Origin of the sequence: Mycobacterium simulans (genome assembly GCF_900232995.1) — a bacterium.
GTDB lineage: Bacteria > Actinomycetota > Actinomycetes > Mycobacteriales > Mycobacteriaceae > Mycobacterium > Mycobacterium simulans.
This window is the reverse complement of the sequence record NZ_OCVX01000007.1, coordinates 893,688-910,737: the sequence shown is the minus strand read 5'-3', so window position 1 is coordinate 910,737 and position 17,050 is coordinate 893,688. Positions and strand designations below refer to the sequence as shown.

The window sequence follows — 17,050 nt, the reverse complement described above, 5'->3', positions numbered from 1 at the left end:
CTGGGCCGGTGGGGCCGGCGCGCGCGGGGGCACGGGCGGCACCGGGGGGCGCCTGTGCGGCAGTGGCGGCAACGGCGGAAACGGCGGGGCCGGCGGCGGGGCCGTGACGGGCTCCCAGGGTGGCGCCGGCGGGGCCGGTGGTACCGGCGGTAACTCCCCGCTCATCGGTCTCGGCGGCAATGGCGGGGCGGGCGGCCACGGCGGCCTGGGCCCGCCCGACGGTTCCGGTGGAGCGGGCGGCGCCGGCGGCCGCGGTGGACCGCTCTTCGGCATCAGTGGCAGCGACGGCCCATTCGGCTGATCCCAACCACGTGCTTCCGGCTCAGAGTGGCCAACCGGTTGATTCGGGTGGGTAATGAATGGCGGCCGCTGGCGGAAGCGCCTGTCGTGGGCCGGTTGATATCGCATCGAGGATCAAAGCGACATAACGCCGCCAGCCGTCGCTGGTCGAGTCCATCGTCCACAGCACGCTATGCAACATCGCGATCAGCCGCGGTAGATCATCGGCGACCAGGTCGGCCCGGACCAGGCCGGCCCGCTGGCCGCGGCGGGCAAGCTCGTCGAGCGTCTCGTACAGCCGAGCCGAGATATCGGGGGTCAGCAACCCCGCCCGATACGCCGCCGTCAGCAGGTGGTGCTCCCGCGCGGCGAGCGAGATCGCGGTTTCCATCAATTCCGCCAGGCCGCGCAGGGGATCGTCGCTGCGGCGGGCCTCCTCGATCGCCGGAGTGAGATCCTCGGCGATGCTTTGCTCGACGGCGGCCCGGACCAGGCCCGCCTTGCTGGGAAACCTGCGGTAGAGGGTTCGTTCGCCGACTCCGGCGTGGCGAGCGATGGCCTCGAGGGGCGCGTCAGGCCCCAATTCGCCGTAAACGTCTCGCGCGGCGCGCAGAATTCGGTCCACGTTGCGCGCCGCATCCGCGCGCAAGGGCCGGTTTTCAACCGTGGTCATCATGACCGCCTAACTGACAGTTGACTGCCAGTAAGCCCAAGTCCTACGCTCAGCAATTGGCAGCTAACTGACAATTAACGGGAAACGCCGGTGATGTCAACAACTTCCGAATTTTCGGCTGAGACGGCCCTACCGACCATCCCCGTCCCGCGTGCTGCACACTGTCCGCTCGCACCACCGGCCGAGTTCACCAGCTGGCGAGAAGAGGCCGGTCTGCGACGAGCGATGTACCACGGTCAACCGGCGTGGGTGGTGAGTCGCTACCAGGACATCAGAGCCGCCCTGGTCGACCCGCGGCTGTCCGCGGACACCATCTCGGCCACGATCAGGCCTTCGGGCTCCCGCGATACGGCCCCGGTGATATTCGCCCGGGTTGACGACCCCGAGCATCACCGGTTGCGACGCATGCTGACCACCAACTTCACCTTCCGCCGCACCGAAGCCATGCGGCCACAGATTCAGGAACTGGTCGACCACTACCTGGGCGAAATGATCAGCAACGGGCCGCCGGGCGACATCGTCCGCGACTTCGCGTTGCCGGTGCCGTCCCTGGTAATCGCCTTGCTGCTGGGAGTGCCGCCCGCTGACCTCGGGCTCTTTCAGCACCACACCACGGTCGGTTTGGACACCAAGTCCTCCGATGAACAGAAGGCACAGGGCTTTGCGGCGATGTATGCCTACATCCAGGAACTGGTGCAGCGCAAGGAGAAGGAACCCGGCGATGACTTGATCAGCCGCCTGGTCACCGAGTACGTCGCAACCGGCCAACTCGATCACGACACGGCGGCCATGACGAGCGTGATCATGATGCAGGCCGGCCACGAAACGACCGCCAACATGATTTCGCTGGGAACCGTTGCGCTGCTTGAGCATCCAAAGGTTTTCCATCGGCTGGGCCAGACCGACGATCGTGCTGTGGTCGCCAATGTCGTCGAAGAGCTCATGCGCTATCTCACCATCGTGCACAGCCAGGTGGATCGGGTGGCGACCGAAGATCTCACTCTGGCCGGTCAATTGATCCGCGCGGGTGACTTCGTCGTGATGAACCTGCCGGCCGGGAACTGGGACTCCGAATTCGTCGACAATCCCGACGTTTTCGACGCTGACCGAAACACCCGCGGCCACTTGGGTTTCGGTTATGGGGTGCACCAATGCATCGGAGCGAATCTCGCCCGGGTCGAGATGCAGGTCGCATTCGCGACGCTGGCGCGGCGCATGCCGGGGCTGAAACTGGCGGTATCGACCGACCAGCTGCGGTTCAAGGACGCCGATATCTACGGCATGAAGGAGCTCCCGGTCAGCTGGTGAACGACGTGCGCTTCGACGAGCAGGTTGCCGTGATCACCGGTGCCGGCGGCGGCTTGGGCAAACAGTACGCGCTGCTGCTGGCGTCACGCGGCGCACGCATCGTGGTCAATGACACCGGCGGCTCGGTAACCGGGGACGGCTGCAACGGCCAGGCCGCACATGCCGTCAGCGACGAGATCTGACGGCAGCGCGGCGGTTCGAGGACATGACCGCCGAACGGTTCGAACCGCTCCTGGATGTGCACCTCAGGGGCGCGTTCTACGTGACCAGGCCGGCCTGGAAACGCATGCGCGAGCAACGGTATGGCCGAGTGCTCAACACCTGCTCGGCGGCGGGCATCCTGGGCGCGGCCGGCATGAACAACTACGGCGCGGCCAAGGCGGCGCTGATCGGGTTGACCCGGGTGCTGGCCGCCGAAGGGATCGACAACGGCATCAAGGTCAATGCGATCGCCCCGATCGCGTATACGCGGAAGCTGATGCATTCGCTGGACGGCGCCGGCCCCCAAGAGGATGCGACGGCGCAGGCCGTACTGGATGACCTTGTGGGCCAATACCTTCGGACACTGGACCCCGCGCTGGTGGCTCCCGTGGCGGCCTTTCTCGTGCACCCGGATTGCCCGGTGTCCGGCGAGATCTACACCGTCGGCGCCGGACATGTCGGGCGGTTCTTCATCAGCAGGACGAGGGGTTTTGAGCTGCTCGGTTAGATGTGAGCTTTCGTGATCGAATGTGTGTTTTGGTGAGTGTGAAGTTGGCTGAGTCGGCGCGTGCCAACGGTGTGCATCCGCAGACTGCGTACCGGTGGTTCCGTGAGGATCGGATGCCGGTGCTTGCTCGCAGGCTGGAGTCTGGGACGATCTGGGTTGACGCTGCGGCGGCCGGGGAGACCGGTCGCACAGTCGTGTATGCGCGGGTGTCCTCGCATGATCAGTGCCAGGATCTGGACCGGCAGGTCGCACGACTGGCTGACTGGGCTACTTCGAACGGTCAAGTGATTGGCGAGGTGGTGACCGAGGTCGGGCCGGGCTAAACGGGAAACGGCCGAAGTTGAGCAGGATTGTGTCAGACCCGTCTGTTTCGGTGGTCGTCGTGGGACACCGTGACCGGTTGGCACGCTTCGGAGTTGAGCACCTCGAAGCCGCGTTGTCCGCGCAAGGCCGCACGGTGATTGTTGCCGACCAAGGCGAGACCACCGACGATCTGGTTCGCGACATGATCGAGGTGCTGACCTTGATGTGCGCGCGCCCGTACGGCCGCCGGGGCGCGCGGAACCGGGCGATGCGAGCGGTGACCGCGACCAAGCGGGCTGGGGCTGTTGCCGATGGCTAGGTTCGAGATTCCGCAGGGGTGGACGGCGCAGGCGTACCGGTTTGCGTTGGATCCCACGCCAACGCAGTTGCGTGCCTTGGCGTCTCATGCCGGGGCGGCTCGATTTGCGCACAATCACATGCTCGCGTTGGTGAAGGCGGTGATGGATCAGCGGGCGGCCGAACGCAGCTACGGCATCTCCGAATCCGCACTGACCCCGGTGTTGGGCTGGTCGTTGCCCGCGCTACGCAAGGTCTGGAATCAGCGCAAAACGGGTTACGCGCCGTGGTGGGCGGAGAACTCCAAGGAGGCCTACAACACCGGACTGGACGGGTTGGCCCGCGGGTTGGACGCCTGGTCGTCGTCGCGGCACGGCCAGCGCGCCGGCGGGGTGGTCGGCTTCCCGCGGTTCAGGTCCGCCCGCACCCCCAAGGCGGTGCGGTTCACCACCGGCACCATCCGCATCGAGGCCGATCGCCGCCATGTCACCCTGCCGCGGCTGGGGGCTATCCGCACGCACGAGTCGACCCGCAAGCTGGCCCGGCGCATCGAGGCCGGATCGGCGCGGATCCTGCAACGCCGGGCCGCCCGCCAGCACGGGCGCTATGACTGGCAGATCCGGACCCGCCAGCAGCCCAAGAAGCGGTGGCGCGCGACCCAGGCCCGTATCGGCCGCGTGCACGCCCACGCCGCGGCAGTGCGTCGCGATGTCCTGCACAAGGCCACCACCAGGTTGGCTCAACAGCACGATGTCGTGGTGGTAGAGACGCTGAACGCCGGGGGCATGCGCTCCGCCGGCGGGGCTCGCAAGCGCGGGCTCAATCGTGCACTGGCCGATGCCGCCGTGGCCGAGATCCGGCGCATGCTGGGCTACAAGAGTCGTTGGTACGGCTGCCATCTGGTGGAGGCTGACCGGTTCTTTCCGTCGTCGAAGACGTGCACGGCCTGTGGGAGGCGAAAGCCAAACCTCACCCTGGCCGATCGAGTCTTCGCCTGCGACGGCTGCGGTGTGCGGATCGACGGCGATCTGGGCGCCGCGATCAACCTCGCCCGACTCGGCGTACCCACACAGTTGGGTGAACAGAGTCCCGCCGGGAGTGGCCCGGTGGCAGGACGTGGAGCCACGCATGAGACCGAACCCGCGCCGGCGGGCGACGCAGCAGGCGAGGAAGCGTCAACCCCGCACCACCACCAGGCGGATCAGACGGGAACCGCCTCACCGCAAGGCGAGGCTGCCTGATGAGAGCCGAACTCACATTCGCTCACCAAAAGGCAACGGCTTCTACAGCCCCGCATTTGTCCATCGAGGATGTGCCTGGCCACCTCGACGAGATCCGCGACGAAGCCGGCTACACCGTTCCCGACGGACCCGCTGACGAGATGAGCGAGCTCCTCGCCACGCTCATGCGCAGTTGAAGGCGGTGCCCACACCGTCGGGCGGCGGCACCGACCGCAGACAACCGAACGTCTCGATGCCGGCGGGGCTGAACCGGGCCGCGGACTGATGGGCGTAGTTCACGCACACCACACCGGCTTGATCGGCCCGGCAACGGTAATCGCCGAACGACAACGAATCGCCCGTCATCAATTCCGGCCCGTCGCCGAAGATGAACGGTCCCGGATCGGCACGCGCGGAACCGACCTGCAGGTTCGTGCCGTCGAAGCCGACCCAGCCGGCTTTCCATTCGCCGTAGGCAGTGGCGGGGGCAGGGGGCGGGTTGGTCAGTTTGACCAGACACGCCAGCGCGTCGCCGGTGTGCTTGGAGTCCGTCATGCACGCCACGGCGCCGCCCGAAGCGCTGAAAGCGACATCGCTGCCGAGCTGGGTGGTTACGCCGTCGCGGCTCGCGTTGTGATACCGGGCCGGATCGCCTGGGTGACCGGCCTCGATCCAAGCAATGATGTCGGAGATTGGCGCCCCCGGGGCTGGCACGCTAGCGGTCGCCGACGGCTTGCTGGTCGAGGAGACCGTGCTCGTAGTAACCGGGGAACTGGTTTGCGAATGCCCCGCGCGGTCGCCGGCGCCATGTGAGCATCCGGCAATCAGCAATGTCACTGCGACCAACGCGGCGATCCGCATTCAGTCAGGCTAGCCGCCACGGAGACGATTCTGGGCGCTGCGCGCACAGTACATCCATAGTGTCGGCTACCGTCTGGATATGCACGAGCGCACCGTCCGCGCACACACGGCCATCGGCATCGTCGAAGGCTTCACACGCGACGGCGTCAACCGCTGGCGATCCATCCCCTATGCCAAGCCACCTATGGGACCCCTGCGTTTCCGAGCACCCCGGCCAGCGCAGCCTTGGTCGGGAGTCCGGCACTGTCACGCCTTCGCCAACTGTGCGCCTCAGCAGCGTCGCTACACCATGCTCGGAATCGGCAAGTACCAGCCCATGAGCGAGGACTGCCTCACCCTCAACGTCGTCACGCCACAGACTCCCGCTGCCGAACCGCTGCCGGTCATGGTCTTCATTCATGGCGGTGGGTACATCCTGGGCAGCTCGGCAACCCCGCTGTATGACGGGGCGGCGCTGGCACGCCGCGGCTGTGTTTACGTGTCGGTCAACTACCGGTTCGGCGCCCTGGGTTGTCTGGATCTTTCGTCGCTGTCGACACCGGACATCGTCTTCGAAAGCAATCTGTATCTGCGCGATCTGGTGCTGGCGCTGCGCTGGATTCGGGACAACATCGCCGAATTCGGTGGTGATCCCGACAACGTAACCATCTTCGGCGAAAGCGCGGGCGCCCACATCACCGCCACGCTATTGGCGGTGCCAGCCGCCGAAGGACTGTTCGCCCGGGCGATCTCGGAAAGCCCAGCCGCGGGCATGGTGCGCTCGCGAGAGGTTGCAGCAGAGTTCGCGAAGCGCTTCGCTGACCTGCTCGGCGTGCGCACTGAGGACGCTGCCGCCGCGCTGATGCGGGCGTCGACTGCCGAATTGGTGAAAACACAACACCGACTGATCGACCAGGGCATGCAAAAACGGCTGGGCGCCTTCCCAATTGGTCCGGTCTTCGGCGACGACTTTCTGCCCGTGGATCCGGTTGAGGCGATGCGATGCGGCCAAGCTCACCGCGTGCCGCTCATTGTGGGCACCAACGCCGAAGAGGGCAGGTTGTTCACCCGCTTCCTTGGAATGCTGCCAACCAACGAAGCGATGGTCGAGGAGCTGTTCGTCGACGCGGAACCGGGTGCTCGCGAACGCATAACCGCCGCCTATCCGGAATATCCAGCGCCGGCGGCATGCATCCAGCTCGGCGGTGATTTCGCGTTCAGCGCCGCCGCCTGGCAGATCGCCGAGGCTCACGGCATCCATGCGCCGACGTACATGTACCGCTATGACTATGCGCCGCGCACACTGCGCTGGGCGGGTATCGGGGCCACGCATGCCACCGAGCTGTTTGCCGTCTTCGACATCTACCGCACCAGGTTCGGCGCATTGCTGACCGCGGCGGCCGACCGGCGCGCCGCGCTGCGGGTCAGTAACCAGGTGCAACGACGATGGCGGTCGTTCGGCCGCACCGGTGTACCGGGCGACGACTGGCCGGCTTATACCCACACTGACCGTGCCGTCATGGTTTTCGATCGCAAGTGCCGCGTCGAGTTCGATCCGCACCAGCAACGCCGGATGGCATGGGACGGCTTCTCCCTGGCACGCTGACCATCATGGAACCCAGCACCGAGCGAGTGATCGAACGACCGAGCGAGCTCACCGCGTCCTGGTTGACCGCGACGATCGGAGCCGGCGTCGTTAGCGATTTCACCGTCGAACGCATCGGCACCGGCCAGATGAGCGAGTGCTACCGCGTCTTGCTGACATACGCGGAACCGGGCGGGCCCGAATCGGTGGTGTTGAAGGTAGCGGCCACCGATCCGATGAGCCGCCAGACCGGGTCGGCCCTGGGCCTCTACGAGCGCGAAGTCCGCTTCTACCGTGACATCTCACCACGTCTTGGCGGGCCGATAGCACCTTGCTACCACGCTGCGGTCGACGTCACGAGCGGAGCATTCGACCTACTGCTCGGTGACGCCGGACAGGCGGTCGTCGGCGATGAAATCGCCGGCGCCACAACCGAACATGCCATGCTGGCCGTCACCCAACTGGGACGGTTGCACGGCCCGCTGGTCGGCGACACCACGCTGGCCGAAGCTCCGTGGCTCAACCGCGACGCACCGCTCACCCAGGCCATGCTCACGCCGCTCTACGCCGGCTTCCTCGACCGCTACGGCGATCAGATCACACCGCAATGCCGGATGGTATGCGAACGTCTGATCGCCGCGTTCGACGGCTATCTGGCCCAGGAGGCCGCGAGAGTTCAAGGCTTGGTGCACGGCGACTACCGTTTGGACAACCTGCTTTTCGGCACCGCCGAGGCGGACCGGGCGCTCACTGTGGTCGACTGGCAGACCGTTTCTTGGGGGCCTGCGCTAACCGATCTGGCGTACTTTCTCGGCTGCGCCCTGCCTACGCAGGATCGCCGTGCTAACTACGACGTGTTGCTGCGGGCGTATCACGAGGCATTGGGCCCAGGAAGGCCGATCAGCCTTGCCGACGTCGCCGAAGGCGTACGCCGACAAAGCTTTTTCGGTGTGATGATGGCAATCGTCTCGTCAATGTTGGTGGAGCGCACCGAGCGGGGCGACCGGATGTTCATGACGATGCTGCAGCGGCACTGCGATCACGTCCTGGATACCGACGCATTGGCGACGTTACCGGTTCCGTCGCCCCTGGAGCCGTTACGGCCTTCGGAGCAAGACGAACTCGCCCATGCCCCGACCAAAGAACCGCTGTGGAGTGAGAGCTGGTATGCCGACTTCGTGGACGCGGCACAGGGTTTGGGCGGCTGGTTCCGGCTCGGCCTGATCCCGAACCAGCACACGGCCTGGTTTCACGCGCTGCTGTGCGGACCCGATCTACCGACCGTCGCCGTCGTCGACGTCGAAGTCCCGCTGCCGGTAGACCCGTGGGTGCTGCGCACCGACGCCATCGATGTGGGCCACCGCGCCGACGCGCCGCTGCAGAGTTATCGGGTTGACGTGCGGGCGCAAGGCCAGGCCTACCCGGACCCGTCGGCGTTGTTGCGCGGCGAAGCGGGAGATCCGGTCGACATCACGATAAATCTGGTTTGGGCCACCGACGGTACGCCGTATCGGTACCGCTTGACGACCCGTTACGAGATCCCGTGCACCGTCTCCGGCGGCGTGACCGTGAACGATACTCGCTACCAATTCAATTCGATTCCCGGGCAGCGCGACCACTCCTGGGGTAGCCGCGACTGGTGGAGCATGGACTGGATGTGGAGTGCGCTGCATCTGGACGACGGCACCCACCTGCACGCGTTGAACGTGCGAATTCCGCACACCCCAGCGATCGGCATCGGCTACATCCAGGACGCGGCGGGGAAAGTCAGCGAGCTGCGCACGGTCGACATTCGGGAAGCGTTCGGCGACAACGGGTTACCGCTGAACGCGAAATTGAGTCTGGACCCAGGTGGGATCACGGCGAATATCGATGTGTGCGGGCAAGCGCCGGTCCGACTGACCGCCGGCGACGGACGGGTGAGCCAGTTCCCTCGTGCCTGGGTCAGCATCAGCACCGCAGACGGGCGAAGCGGGGTGGGTTGGATGGAATGGAACCGCAACCTTCAGTGAGCGCGACCCGGGTACCGATCGTGGTGATGGGTGTCGCCGGGTCGGGCAAATCGACGGTGGGCGCGGCGCTTGCCGAACGGTTGCGGGTGCCGTTCATGGATGCTGACACGCTGCATCCACCGACCAATATCGCCAAGATGTCTGGCGGCGAGCCGCTCGATGACGACGATCGCTACCCATGGCTGGAACGGGTTGGCCGATGGCTGGCCGGTCACTCCCAGGGGGGTGTGGTGAGCTGTTCGGCGCTCAAACATCAATACCGCGATCAGCTGCGGGCGCACTGCCCACGGCTGCAGTTTTTGCATCTCACCGGGTCACCGGACCTGATTGGCCGCCGGTTGGCCGCACGGTCTGGTCACTTCCTGCCGCCCACGCTGTTGCGGTCGCAATTCGACGTCCTGGAACCGCTCGGTGACGATGAGAGCGGTGTCGTCGTCGACATCGGCGCGGCTGGCCACGATGTGCAAGCAGTTGTCGACGCGTTCTTGGCTAACGGCCCCAACGCTTGCGACGGTCGTTAACTCGTTCGTCGATTCGGTCGCGCGCGGCGTCAGCCAGCTGACCGCCCCGCACTACCGCCATGTCGGCAAGCTGGCTGCTGCGGTGACGTGCGGTTTCGGCGAATTCCACGCCGCGCACCCGAGCGGTGCTTGCCAACTTTTCGCCCCGCTTGCGCGCGGCCTCGGCCAGTGGCGCACCCCTTTCGGCGGCTGTGCTGGCCAGTTCGCGTCCGCGTTCGAGTGCGGCTTCGGCGTATGGCGCGCTTTTTTCGGCGGCTGTGCTTGCCAGTTCGCGTCCCCGTTCGGCGCCCACCTGCAGGCCGTGGACGATCCTTTCGCCGAGCTCCGGGTCAAGCAGCGTGTCGTGAGATCCCGGCAGCGCCCCGGATACCTTCTCGGAGAGTCGTTCGGCCGCCCGGCGGCCACGCCAACCCAATGACGGCTTGCCCCCGGTATCGGCGGCCGCGATGATCAGTCCGCCCAACAGGCTTACGTCGCTAAGGAATGCGCGGCGTTTCTCGGCCTTGAGCGCCGGATCGGCTTCACTCCAAAACATATGGGCGCCAAGGCTGCCCGGTATAACTGTCAACGCCAGTGCGGCCGAAGCAAGACGCGGTGTTCGGCCGGTGGCGAGCAAGATGCCGCCCCCGATCTGAACGGCCGCATTGATTCGAGCGAACGTCTCGGCGTCCGCTGGAACACGGCTGCCAACGGGATCCGGCAATGCCCGCAGTCCGTCCACCGTGGGTGCCGCGGCCTCGGCAGCAGGCTTGGGATTGAGCAGCGAGTCCACGCCTTGGCCGATGAATGCGACCGACAGCATGGGTCTCGCGATTCTGCGGTTCAACATGGTCGATGGTTACCCCACTGGCCGTTGCACAAACCCCTCGATTGCCCGACGAGGATATGGTGTATTGCGTGCGAGCGTTGATCATCGTCGACGTGCAAAACGACTTCTGCGAAGGCGGCTCGATACCGGTGCCCGGTGCCGGCACATTGGCCCCGGCGATCAACGAGTACCTGTCCGAAGATCCCAGCTACCAGCACATCGTGGCCACCAAGGACTTCCACATCGATCCCGGCGACCATTTTTCCGACCATCCGGACTACTCGTCGTCGTGGCCACCGCACTGCCGCGCGGGAGGCCCCGGCTCTGAATTCGTTCCCGATCTCGACACCGGCCCCATCGAGGCGGTCTTTCGCAAGGGGGCCTACGCCGCGGCCTACAGCGGCTTTGAGGGCATCGACGACTACGGGACACCGCTGCTGGACTGGCTGCGGCAGCGAGGCGTCGACGAGGTCGACGTCGTCGGCATTGCCACCGATTACTGCGTCCGACGCACCGCCGTGGACGCGTCCCGCGCAGGATTGGCCACCCGGGTGCTGCTGAACCTGACGGCGGCCGTGTCCGCGGATACGACCGCGCAGGCATTGGACGAGATGCGCACCGCCAGTATCGCGTTGATCGGAGGGCACTGATGGCTGCACCCGACCGGGATGATCTGCTGGCCGCCGTCGAGCGGTCGCCGCAGGCCGCGGCGGCCCACGACCGCGCCGGCTGGGTGGGACTGTTCACCAGTGACGGCCGCGTCGAAGACCCAGTCGGGTCGCGCCCGCATGTCGGCACCGAGGAGATCGGCCGCTTTTTCGACACCTTCATCGCCCCGCGTGACATCACGTTCCATCGCGACCTGGATATCGTCTCCGGCAAAGCCGTGCTGCGCGATGTCGAACTTGAGGTGGCGATGGGTTCGGCCGTGACGATGTTCATCCCCGCCTTTCTGCGCTACGACCTCCGAGAAGTGAACGGGGAATGGCAGATTGCGGTTTTACGGGCGTACTGGGAGTTGCCCGCGATGATGCTGCAGTTCCTCCGGAACGGATCACGCGCGGTGGCGCCCGCCCTGCAACTGTCGCGGGGATTGTTGGGCAACCAAGGCCCGGGCGGTACCGCAGGATTCATGACCGGCTTCCTTCGAGCCGGAACGCGTCACAAGAAGCTGGTGGAAGCCTTCCTCGACGCGGTCGTCTCAGGAGACAAGTTCGCCGCGCTGAGTTCGTTAGCATCCACTGCCCCAATAACTTTGGGCGACGACAAGCTGCTTGACGTTGTCGAACTCATCGAGCAACTGAGCGGAGCCAGCTGGACCAAGGTGATCGGCGCGGGCTCGACAGTCACCGTGTCACTCGCCTCTGGCCGCGGACGCGGCATCCTGTTCGCCGACGTGGCTTGGCGCGGTGATGCAATCAACCGGATCCGGTACTTTCCCGCTTGACCGGCTCGCCGCCTGTTCAGTGCATGATCATCAGCGCCAGCGAGGCGAGCGACAGCACTAGGTAGCCGCCTGGAAACGCGATGTTGGAAAACACGCGTGCCCGCACGTGGAACACAACAGCGCCGACGAAGTACAAGACCAGGCCCGTTGCCGCCGCGATGCCGATACCCGACAAGCCGAGCAGCCCGACGATCAGCCCACCGGCTCCGGCGAGTTTCAGCACCGCGAGCGTCGGCAGCCACGAGCGCGGCACCCCCACTCGGGCCGAATTCGCCAGCACGAATTCGGCGGGGATGAGGTCGGGCAGCGCGACGCCGGCGGTGAGGATCGCGGTTGTCCCGACGACCGCCAGGTAAGCAGTTTCCATGGGATTACTCCTTGGTACTGGGGGCTGTGTTCGGTGGATGCATTCATCTGTAAGACGACATGCGCCCGGAAAACGTGACCGTCGATCCAGTGCGCAGCTGCAGTTCGGCTCGATGGAAACGCCGGATGTCGAGCCCCGGTCGCGATACAGTGACTGCACTGCGTCTGGTATGGCATGGGGTGTCGATGTCTTCTGTATATGTGGTGCCGGAGTTAATGGCAGCGGCGACAGCGAATTTGACGAGCATTGGTTCGTCACTCAGCGCCGCCGCTGCTGTAGCCGCCGCCCCCACAACGGGGATAGCGGTGGCAGCCCAGGACGAAGTGTCGGCCGCGATTGCGGCGTGGTTCGGGTCGTACGGGCGGGTCTATCAGGCGCTGCATGCCCAGGTATCCGAGTACCACAACCAGTTCGTGCAGACATTGAATACGAGTATCGGGTCGTATGTCAGCGCCGAGGCCGCCAACGCCGAGCAGAATCTGCTGCGCGCGATTAATGCGCCCACCCAGACACTGTTGGGGCGCCCATTGATCGGAAACGGTGCTGACGGGCAGCCTGGAACCGGGCAGTCGGGAGGGGCCGGCGGGCTGCTCTACGGAAACGGCGGCGCCGGTGGGTCAGGTGCGCCAGGCCAGGCAGGTGGTAACGGCGGGTCGGCCGGGCTGATCGGCTCCGGCGGGGCCGGTGGCCAAGGCGGGTCCGGCGCCACTACCGGCGCGGCCGGCGGGAATGGCGGTGCCGGCGGTTGGCTGTGGGGTAACGGTGGCGCCGGTGGGGCCGGCGGGAGCGTCACCGCCTCCGGTGACGGCGCGACGGCCACCGGCGGGGTCGGCGGGAACGGCGGCGCCGGCGGGTGGCTGTGGGGGAACGGTGGTGCCGGTGGTGCGGGCGGGCACGCATCTGTCGGCGACGGGGAGGCCGTCGTAGGGCCTACTGCCGTAGCCGGGGACGGTGGGCCCGCCCCGGCCGGGGGCGGATTCGGGCCGGACGGCGGCCCCTCTTTTGCAGCCATATCATCCCTCTACCCAATTTTTTTCGTGGGCTGCAACGTGACGAGCAACTGGGCCCCGGCATAGGCGGGAAGTCTCGCCACTCGATCCGAGCAAACCGAAGGATCACTGATGCACTAGCCGATCGCACACGCTTCAGCGAACTAAGTTGCCTCAAAACCTCTGCAGGGACTCTCCGGTTGATCAGGCTGCAGCCACGCCGGCGATCAGTGCCGCTCCCCCACCACATTTCAATTGATGCATCGCTGCGTATCGGGAGGAATACGGCGGAATCGAATATGGCACGAGGCTGGGCACTACAGATCTAGGACGAAGCGCAGTGCTTGGTCAATGGCTTGCATCTGTTCTGGACTAATCATTCCCTGGCGAGATGACAGTCGTTCGACGGAGACCACCCGCAGCTGATCGCAGCGAGCGTAGGAAGTGTGGCCCAGCCCGCTGCTCGCTGGCTCGAGTTCAACGTGGCTTCGCAGGCCGTAACCAGCGGTGGTGATCGGGACGACGACCACCAGACCGCCCGGTCCGTTGTTGAGAATGTCGACCGACACCACCACCGCCGGGCGGCGAAAGGCTGGCTCGTGTCCGATTGGTTGGCCGAGATCGACGTGATAGACCTCCCCCCGCCAGATCAAGCCAGTGCGTCCCACTCGTGACGCTCGGCCAGGTATTGCTCCCACAGTTCGGGGTCGCTGCGCAGGCGCTGGTAGTCCCCGTTGAGCCCCCGCAGGAACTCCTGCCTTTCCAAGGCGTCGATGGCTGCGTGCACGACGTCGACGACGGCGGTTTGACGAGCCTTGGCTAGAGATTGCAGCCGCTCAGAATCGGGACGGCGGACTCGGACAGTTGTGGTTTCTGCTGCCATGGAACCAGTGTAGACGAATTGTAGACACACGGTATGGCGGATCGTCCCATGTGTTCACCAAACGAACAGGCCACTGTGATGTCGGTCTTTACTCGCCCATTCGTTGCCAATATGCAGCAATCGAATATGCTGGGTTACCAGTAACCCACTGCATATTGCAATGTACCCCAACGGGTTTCGTAAAAGATGAGCAGTGTAATAGCGCGGGCGCTTAGAGGCCTAGGACGATGCGCACTGCCGCATCAACGCGCTGCATTTCGTCGAAGCTGAGGAACCCGACGCTCTTGCCGAGCCGGCCCGGGTCGACCGCTGCGGTCTGCTCGGCAAGCACCCGGGTGTTCATGCCACCGATTTCAATCTCGGGCCGAAAGCTCGCGGCACGAGCTGACGTGGACGTCGGTGCGACCAGCCAGGTCGACAGCGGCAGTTGATCTGACTGGACTACAACGGCATAGCGGGAGCCGGATTGTTCGTGACCGCGGCTCCCCCGCGGCGCCGGCAACTGAAAGACCTCACCACGCACGCAGTGTCTCCATGTCGCGCAGCACCTGCATGGCCTCAGCGCGGTCTGACTCGTCTGCGGCAAGCCTTTCTGCCTCGGCGCGGATTGCCGCGCCGGCCTTCCGGCGTGCGGCATCAATGAGAGCGGTTCGAACGGCCGCGGATACGGGTGTGCCGTCCTTGGTCAAGATCTCTAGCGCCTTCGATGTGTCGTCGTCGGGCCGGAAGGTAATCGTGTTAGCCACGACAAGATTGTACGACAATTTGTAAGACAGATGCTGGCCCGCGTGAGCGACCGCGTTACCGTGAGGAAACCGGCCGGTACGAGCACATGAACCTTCGCCGTGCATCAGTCACAACCCCCGGCGGGTAACTTCTTGTGCAAGTTGGACCCGGGACGAAAGGTCGAGCTTGGTGTAACTTCTGGCTTGCCAGCTGGGCGGTTCTGAAATGCGGCAGACCGCTAAGCTTCCACCTCCCATAGATTTGGGTTCAGCGGCAAAGCTTTCGGACGCACATGATGGGGCCAAAGTGAGCTTGCCATGAAATAGAACATACTCAGCAGGCTATCGCCCGGCAGCTTCTCGTTCATAAGTGATTTCTTTGCGTCTCCCCGCATACTATGTGGCCCGACAATCCGGTAACACAACTGGTTGAATGAATGGAACCAGAGTTTTACCAAGAGCTCCGGTTCATCAACTAGCTGTTCGCAGGTCGGCATGCATCCGATATCTTTCGCGATCGAGTCAAGAAAAAAGACTAGTGACGGAACCGCCTCGGAGTGACGCGGACTCAGCTCGGTCCACTTTTCCTCCCATGCCTTGTCCGCTTTAATTCGGTCGATCACGTCTGAGGGCAATTCAAGCTTACCACTGCAAAGAAGAGCGAAGTATCGAGCCTGCATCTCGGCGCAAATAGGAATACCACCGCTAAATGGCCTAACGAACCCGATAAGCGCAAGCCGGCCGCCATGATCGGGATGGAATGCGTGTTTGTACAAGTGGCGAACGTTGTTCTCTGGGATTTCGACACCACGCAAGAACGAGAAATCGCGTTCGAAACCGGTACACAGGACTATGCAATCGTAATCTTTGACTGTCTGATCCTTGAAGTAGACCGTATTGCCGTCTATGCTCTCGATGCCGCTATCGTTCACCTGGATCTTGCCATTCAAGATGTTGGGCACGAATGAAACGTTCTTACAGAAGATCACGCGCGGAGAGTAAGAATCTTCTCCGTTATGAGACTTTAGATTCCATTCAGTGATGTATTCGAAGGTCTCTTTTGTTGCCTCGGTGAACAAATCAAGCTTCGGAGGGTATAGCGGTTGACCCAGGCTGTTCCGCGGGTCAAATTCATCAACATCGACCGTCGGCGCGCCAAGCATTACGTTCGCCATGGCCTTGGATACTGCGGTTAACGGCTCTCCGCGGACGTCGGCCAAAAGGTCGGCGCCGAACGATTCCAGATCGAACAAGCTTGCGGCTTTTGCCATTGCCGCCTGCATGCCGTGGTGCCTGACGGCATCCATGAACGAATCCATCGACATTGTCTCGTCCTGAAATAAGGCCCCCATGGGGAAGGGTTGGCCCGACGAGCGGACGTACATCTCGTAATGATGAGCCCGAACCGTCGTGCTATCTGTCGAATATCGCCCATCAAAGAGACGAGGGACTAGATAGGAGCGCGAGCGGATGGCCAGCGTGCACTCGGACGAGACTTCCGAAATCTGCCTGACGATATCGGCGCCAGATTCGGCAAGGCCTATAACGAGCACGCGCTTGCCTTCAAACTTGCAATTATTCCGGTACCGAGAGGAATGTATCACTTCGCCGGAGAATTGCTTCAGGTAAGGAATGTTGGTTGCCGGCGTCTGGAAGGGACCGCTGCAGATGGCAACTGCTTGGAATGTGTGGTGCTCTAAGCGCCCGTTCGCGGTAACCGAAACCTTCCAGTGGTCACCAGCTTTTTCGATGGCATCGACCGTAGAATTGAATTTGATGCATTGCCGCAGATCATACTTGTCGGCGTAGTCGTTCAAGTACTTCAAGTAGCCTTGGCGATCCGCAAACACTCGGTCCTCGACCATGAAGTCTGAAAAGGACATGAGCTTCATGGAAATGGTGAGGAACATATCATCGTATGCTTTCATCGATTCACTGTCCTCGCCATTGCGGTACCAGATACCGCCGACGTCGGAGCTTTTTTCAAGGCATACGACGTCATGCCCCTCGTCGCGCAGCTGCTTTATCGTCGTCAGCCCTGACGGGCCGGCTCCGATCACGCCTACTTTCACAGTTATCTCCTC

General features: G+C 64.1%; 20 protein-coding genes and 2 pseudogenes. 13 read left to right on the top strand and 9 right to left on the bottom strand.

The genetic code is table 11. The features are described from left to right. The coding region (locus tag MSIMFI_RS26300) for a hypothetical protein (RefSeq protein WP_191499787.1) at nt 1-301 on the top strand (301 nt) is incomplete at its 5' end. Nucleotides 302-322: 21 nt separating this feature from the next. Here MSIMFI_RS26300 and MSIMFI_RS26295 read toward each other — a convergent pair. Beyond that, on the bottom strand, nt 323-952 hold the full coding sequence (locus MSIMFI_RS26295; protein ID WP_191499786.1) for a TetR/AcrR family transcriptional regulator: 630 nt from the start codon (nt 950-952) through the stop codon (nt 323-325). Nucleotides 953-1,045: 93 nt separating this feature from the next. Between MSIMFI_RS26295 and MSIMFI_RS26290 the strand changes: the two genes are divergently transcribed. From MSIMFI_RS26290 to MSIMFI_RS26270, 6 genes and pseudogenes are all read left to right on the top strand, one after another. Beyond that, entirely contained in the window at nt 1,046-2,260 is a 1,215-nt protein-coding gene (locus tag MSIMFI_RS26290) for a cytochrome P450 (RefSeq protein ID WP_191499785.1), read from the top strand. Then, nucleotides 2,257-2,442 (top strand): Rossmann-fold NAD(P)-binding domain-containing protein, encoded by a 186-nt coding sequence (locus MSIMFI_RS28690; RefSeq protein WP_224770442.1) that lies wholly within the window; start codon nt 2,257-2,259, stop codon nt 2,440-2,442. The genes MSIMFI_RS26290 and MSIMFI_RS28690 overlap by 4 nt, the downstream gene beginning before the upstream one ends. A gap of 23 nt (nt 2,443-2,465) precedes the next feature. Further along, nucleotides 2,466-2,969 (top strand): SDR family oxidoreductase, encoded by a 504-nt coding sequence (locus MSIMFI_RS26285; protein WP_263597451.1) that lies wholly within the window; start codon nt 2,466-2,468, stop codon nt 2,967-2,969. A gap of 38 nt (nt 2,970-3,007) precedes the next feature. After that, nucleotides 3,008-3,591: pseudogene (locus MSIMFI_RS26280) on the top strand (IS607 family transposase). Next, entirely contained in the window at nt 3,584-4,810 is a 1,227-nt protein-coding gene (locus tag MSIMFI_RS26275; protein WP_191499784.1) for an RNA-guided endonuclease TnpB family protein, read from the top strand. The pseudogene MSIMFI_RS26280 and the gene MSIMFI_RS26275 overlap by 8 nt, the downstream one beginning before the upstream one ends. Then, nucleotides 4,810-4,986: a hypothetical protein gene (locus tag MSIMFI_RS26270; RefSeq protein ID WP_224770441.1), complete on the top strand. Its 177-nt coding sequence runs from the start codon at nt 4,810-4,812 to the stop codon at nt 4,984-4,986. Before MSIMFI_RS26275 ends, MSIMFI_RS26270 begins: the two co-directional genes overlap by 1 nt. Here the strand turns inward: MSIMFI_RS26270 and MSIMFI_RS26265 are convergent. Further along, on the bottom strand, nt 4,973-5,650 hold the full coding sequence (locus tag MSIMFI_RS26265; protein WP_191499783.1) for a hypothetical protein: 678 nt from the start codon (nt 5,648-5,650) through the stop codon (nt 4,973-4,975). The genes MSIMFI_RS26270 and MSIMFI_RS26265 overlap by 14 nt on opposite strands. Before the next feature lie 79 nt (nt 5,651-5,729). Between MSIMFI_RS26265 and MSIMFI_RS26260 the strand changes: the two genes are divergently transcribed. Genes MSIMFI_RS26260 through MSIMFI_RS26250 form a run of 3 tightly spaced genes read left to right on the top strand, consistent with a single transcriptional unit; the run spans nt 5,730 to nt 9,747 of the window. After that, nucleotides 5,730-7,235: a carboxylesterase/lipase family protein gene (locus tag MSIMFI_RS26260; protein ID WP_191499782.1), complete on the top strand. Its 1,506-nt coding sequence runs from the start codon at nt 5,730-5,732 to the stop codon at nt 7,233-7,235. Nucleotides 7,236-7,240: 5 nt separating this feature from the next. Continuing rightward, entirely contained in the window at nt 7,241-9,226 is a 1,986-nt protein-coding gene (locus MSIMFI_RS26255) for a DUF7064 domain-containing protein (protein WP_191499781.1), read from the top strand. Then, nucleotides 9,205-9,747, top strand: a complete 543-nt coding sequence (locus tag MSIMFI_RS26250) for a gluconokinase (protein ID WP_224770440.1) — start codon at nt 9,205-9,207, stop codon at nt 9,745-9,747. The genes MSIMFI_RS26255 and MSIMFI_RS26250 overlap by 22 nt, the downstream gene beginning before the upstream one ends. On the opposite strand, the gene MSIMFI_RS26245 is transcribed toward MSIMFI_RS26250, so the two are convergent. Continuing rightward, nucleotides 9,716-10,576 (bottom strand): DoxX family protein, encoded by an 861-nt coding sequence (locus tag MSIMFI_RS26245; protein WP_191499780.1) that lies wholly within the window; start codon nt 10,574-10,576, stop codon nt 9,716-9,718. The two genes, MSIMFI_RS26250 and MSIMFI_RS26245, sit on opposite strands and share 32 nt — an antisense overlap. A gap of 68 nt (nt 10,577-10,644) precedes the next feature. Here MSIMFI_RS26245 and pncA point away from each other — a divergent pair, with 68 nt between their 5' ends. Together pncA and MSIMFI_RS26235 are read left to right on the top strand one after the other, a co-directional pair. Continuing rightward, nucleotides 10,645-11,205: a pyrazinamidase PncA gene (gene pncA / locus MSIMFI_RS26240; protein ID WP_191499872.1), complete on the top strand. Its 561-nt coding sequence runs from the start codon at nt 10,645-10,647 to the stop codon at nt 11,203-11,205. Continuing rightward, nucleotides 11,205-12,002: a ketosteroid isomerase family protein gene (locus MSIMFI_RS26235; RefSeq protein ID WP_191499779.1), complete on the top strand. Its 798-nt coding sequence runs from the start codon at nt 11,205-11,207 to the stop codon at nt 12,000-12,002. Before pncA ends, MSIMFI_RS26235 begins: the two co-directional genes overlap by 1 nt. Nucleotides 12,003-12,018: 16 nt before the next feature. On the opposite strand, the gene MSIMFI_RS26230 is transcribed toward MSIMFI_RS26235, so the two are convergent. Beyond that, complete coding sequence (locus MSIMFI_RS26230) at nt 12,019-12,369, bottom strand: DoxX family protein (protein WP_186243507.1); 351 nt, start codon at nt 12,367-12,369, stop codon at nt 12,019-12,021. A gap of 185 nt (nt 12,370-12,554) precedes the next feature. Between MSIMFI_RS26230 and MSIMFI_RS29435 the strand changes: the two are divergent. Next, nucleotides 12,555-13,364: pseudogene (locus MSIMFI_RS29435) on the top strand (PE family protein); the annotation flags it as partial. Between the two features lie 311 nt (nt 13,365-13,675). On the opposite strand, the gene MSIMFI_RS26220 reads toward MSIMFI_RS29435, so the two are convergent. The 5 genes from MSIMFI_RS26220 to MSIMFI_RS26200 form a co-directional block, all read right to left on the bottom strand. Continuing rightward, nucleotides 13,676-14,026, bottom strand: a complete 351-nt coding sequence (locus MSIMFI_RS26220; RefSeq protein ID WP_224770439.1) for a type II toxin-antitoxin system PemK/MazF family toxin — start codon at nt 14,024-14,026, stop codon at nt 13,676-13,678. Further along, on the bottom strand, nt 14,008-14,241 hold the full coding sequence (locus MSIMFI_RS26215) for a hypothetical protein (protein ID WP_047314067.1): 234 nt from the start codon (nt 14,239-14,241) through the stop codon (nt 14,008-14,010). Before MSIMFI_RS26215 ends, MSIMFI_RS26220 begins: the two co-directional genes overlap by 19 nt. 211 nt (nt 14,242-14,452) lie before the next feature. Continuing rightward, nucleotides 14,453-14,764: a type II toxin-antitoxin system PemK/MazF family toxin gene (locus tag MSIMFI_RS26210; protein ID WP_191499777.1), complete on the bottom strand. Its 312-nt coding sequence runs from the start codon at nt 14,762-14,764 to the stop codon at nt 14,453-14,455. Next, nucleotides 14,754-14,987 (bottom strand): hypothetical protein, encoded by a 234-nt coding sequence (locus tag MSIMFI_RS26205; protein WP_186240937.1) that lies wholly within the window; start codon nt 14,985-14,987, stop codon nt 14,754-14,756. Before MSIMFI_RS26205 ends, MSIMFI_RS26210 begins: the two co-directional genes overlap by 11 nt. Before the next feature lie 218 nt (nt 14,988-15,205). Continuing rightward, nucleotides 15,206-17,038: a flavin-containing monooxygenase gene (locus tag MSIMFI_RS26200; protein ID WP_191499776.1), complete on the bottom strand. Its 1,833-nt coding sequence runs from the start codon at nt 17,036-17,038 to the stop codon at nt 15,206-15,208. Between the last annotated feature and the right edge of the window lie 12 nt (nt 17,039-17,050).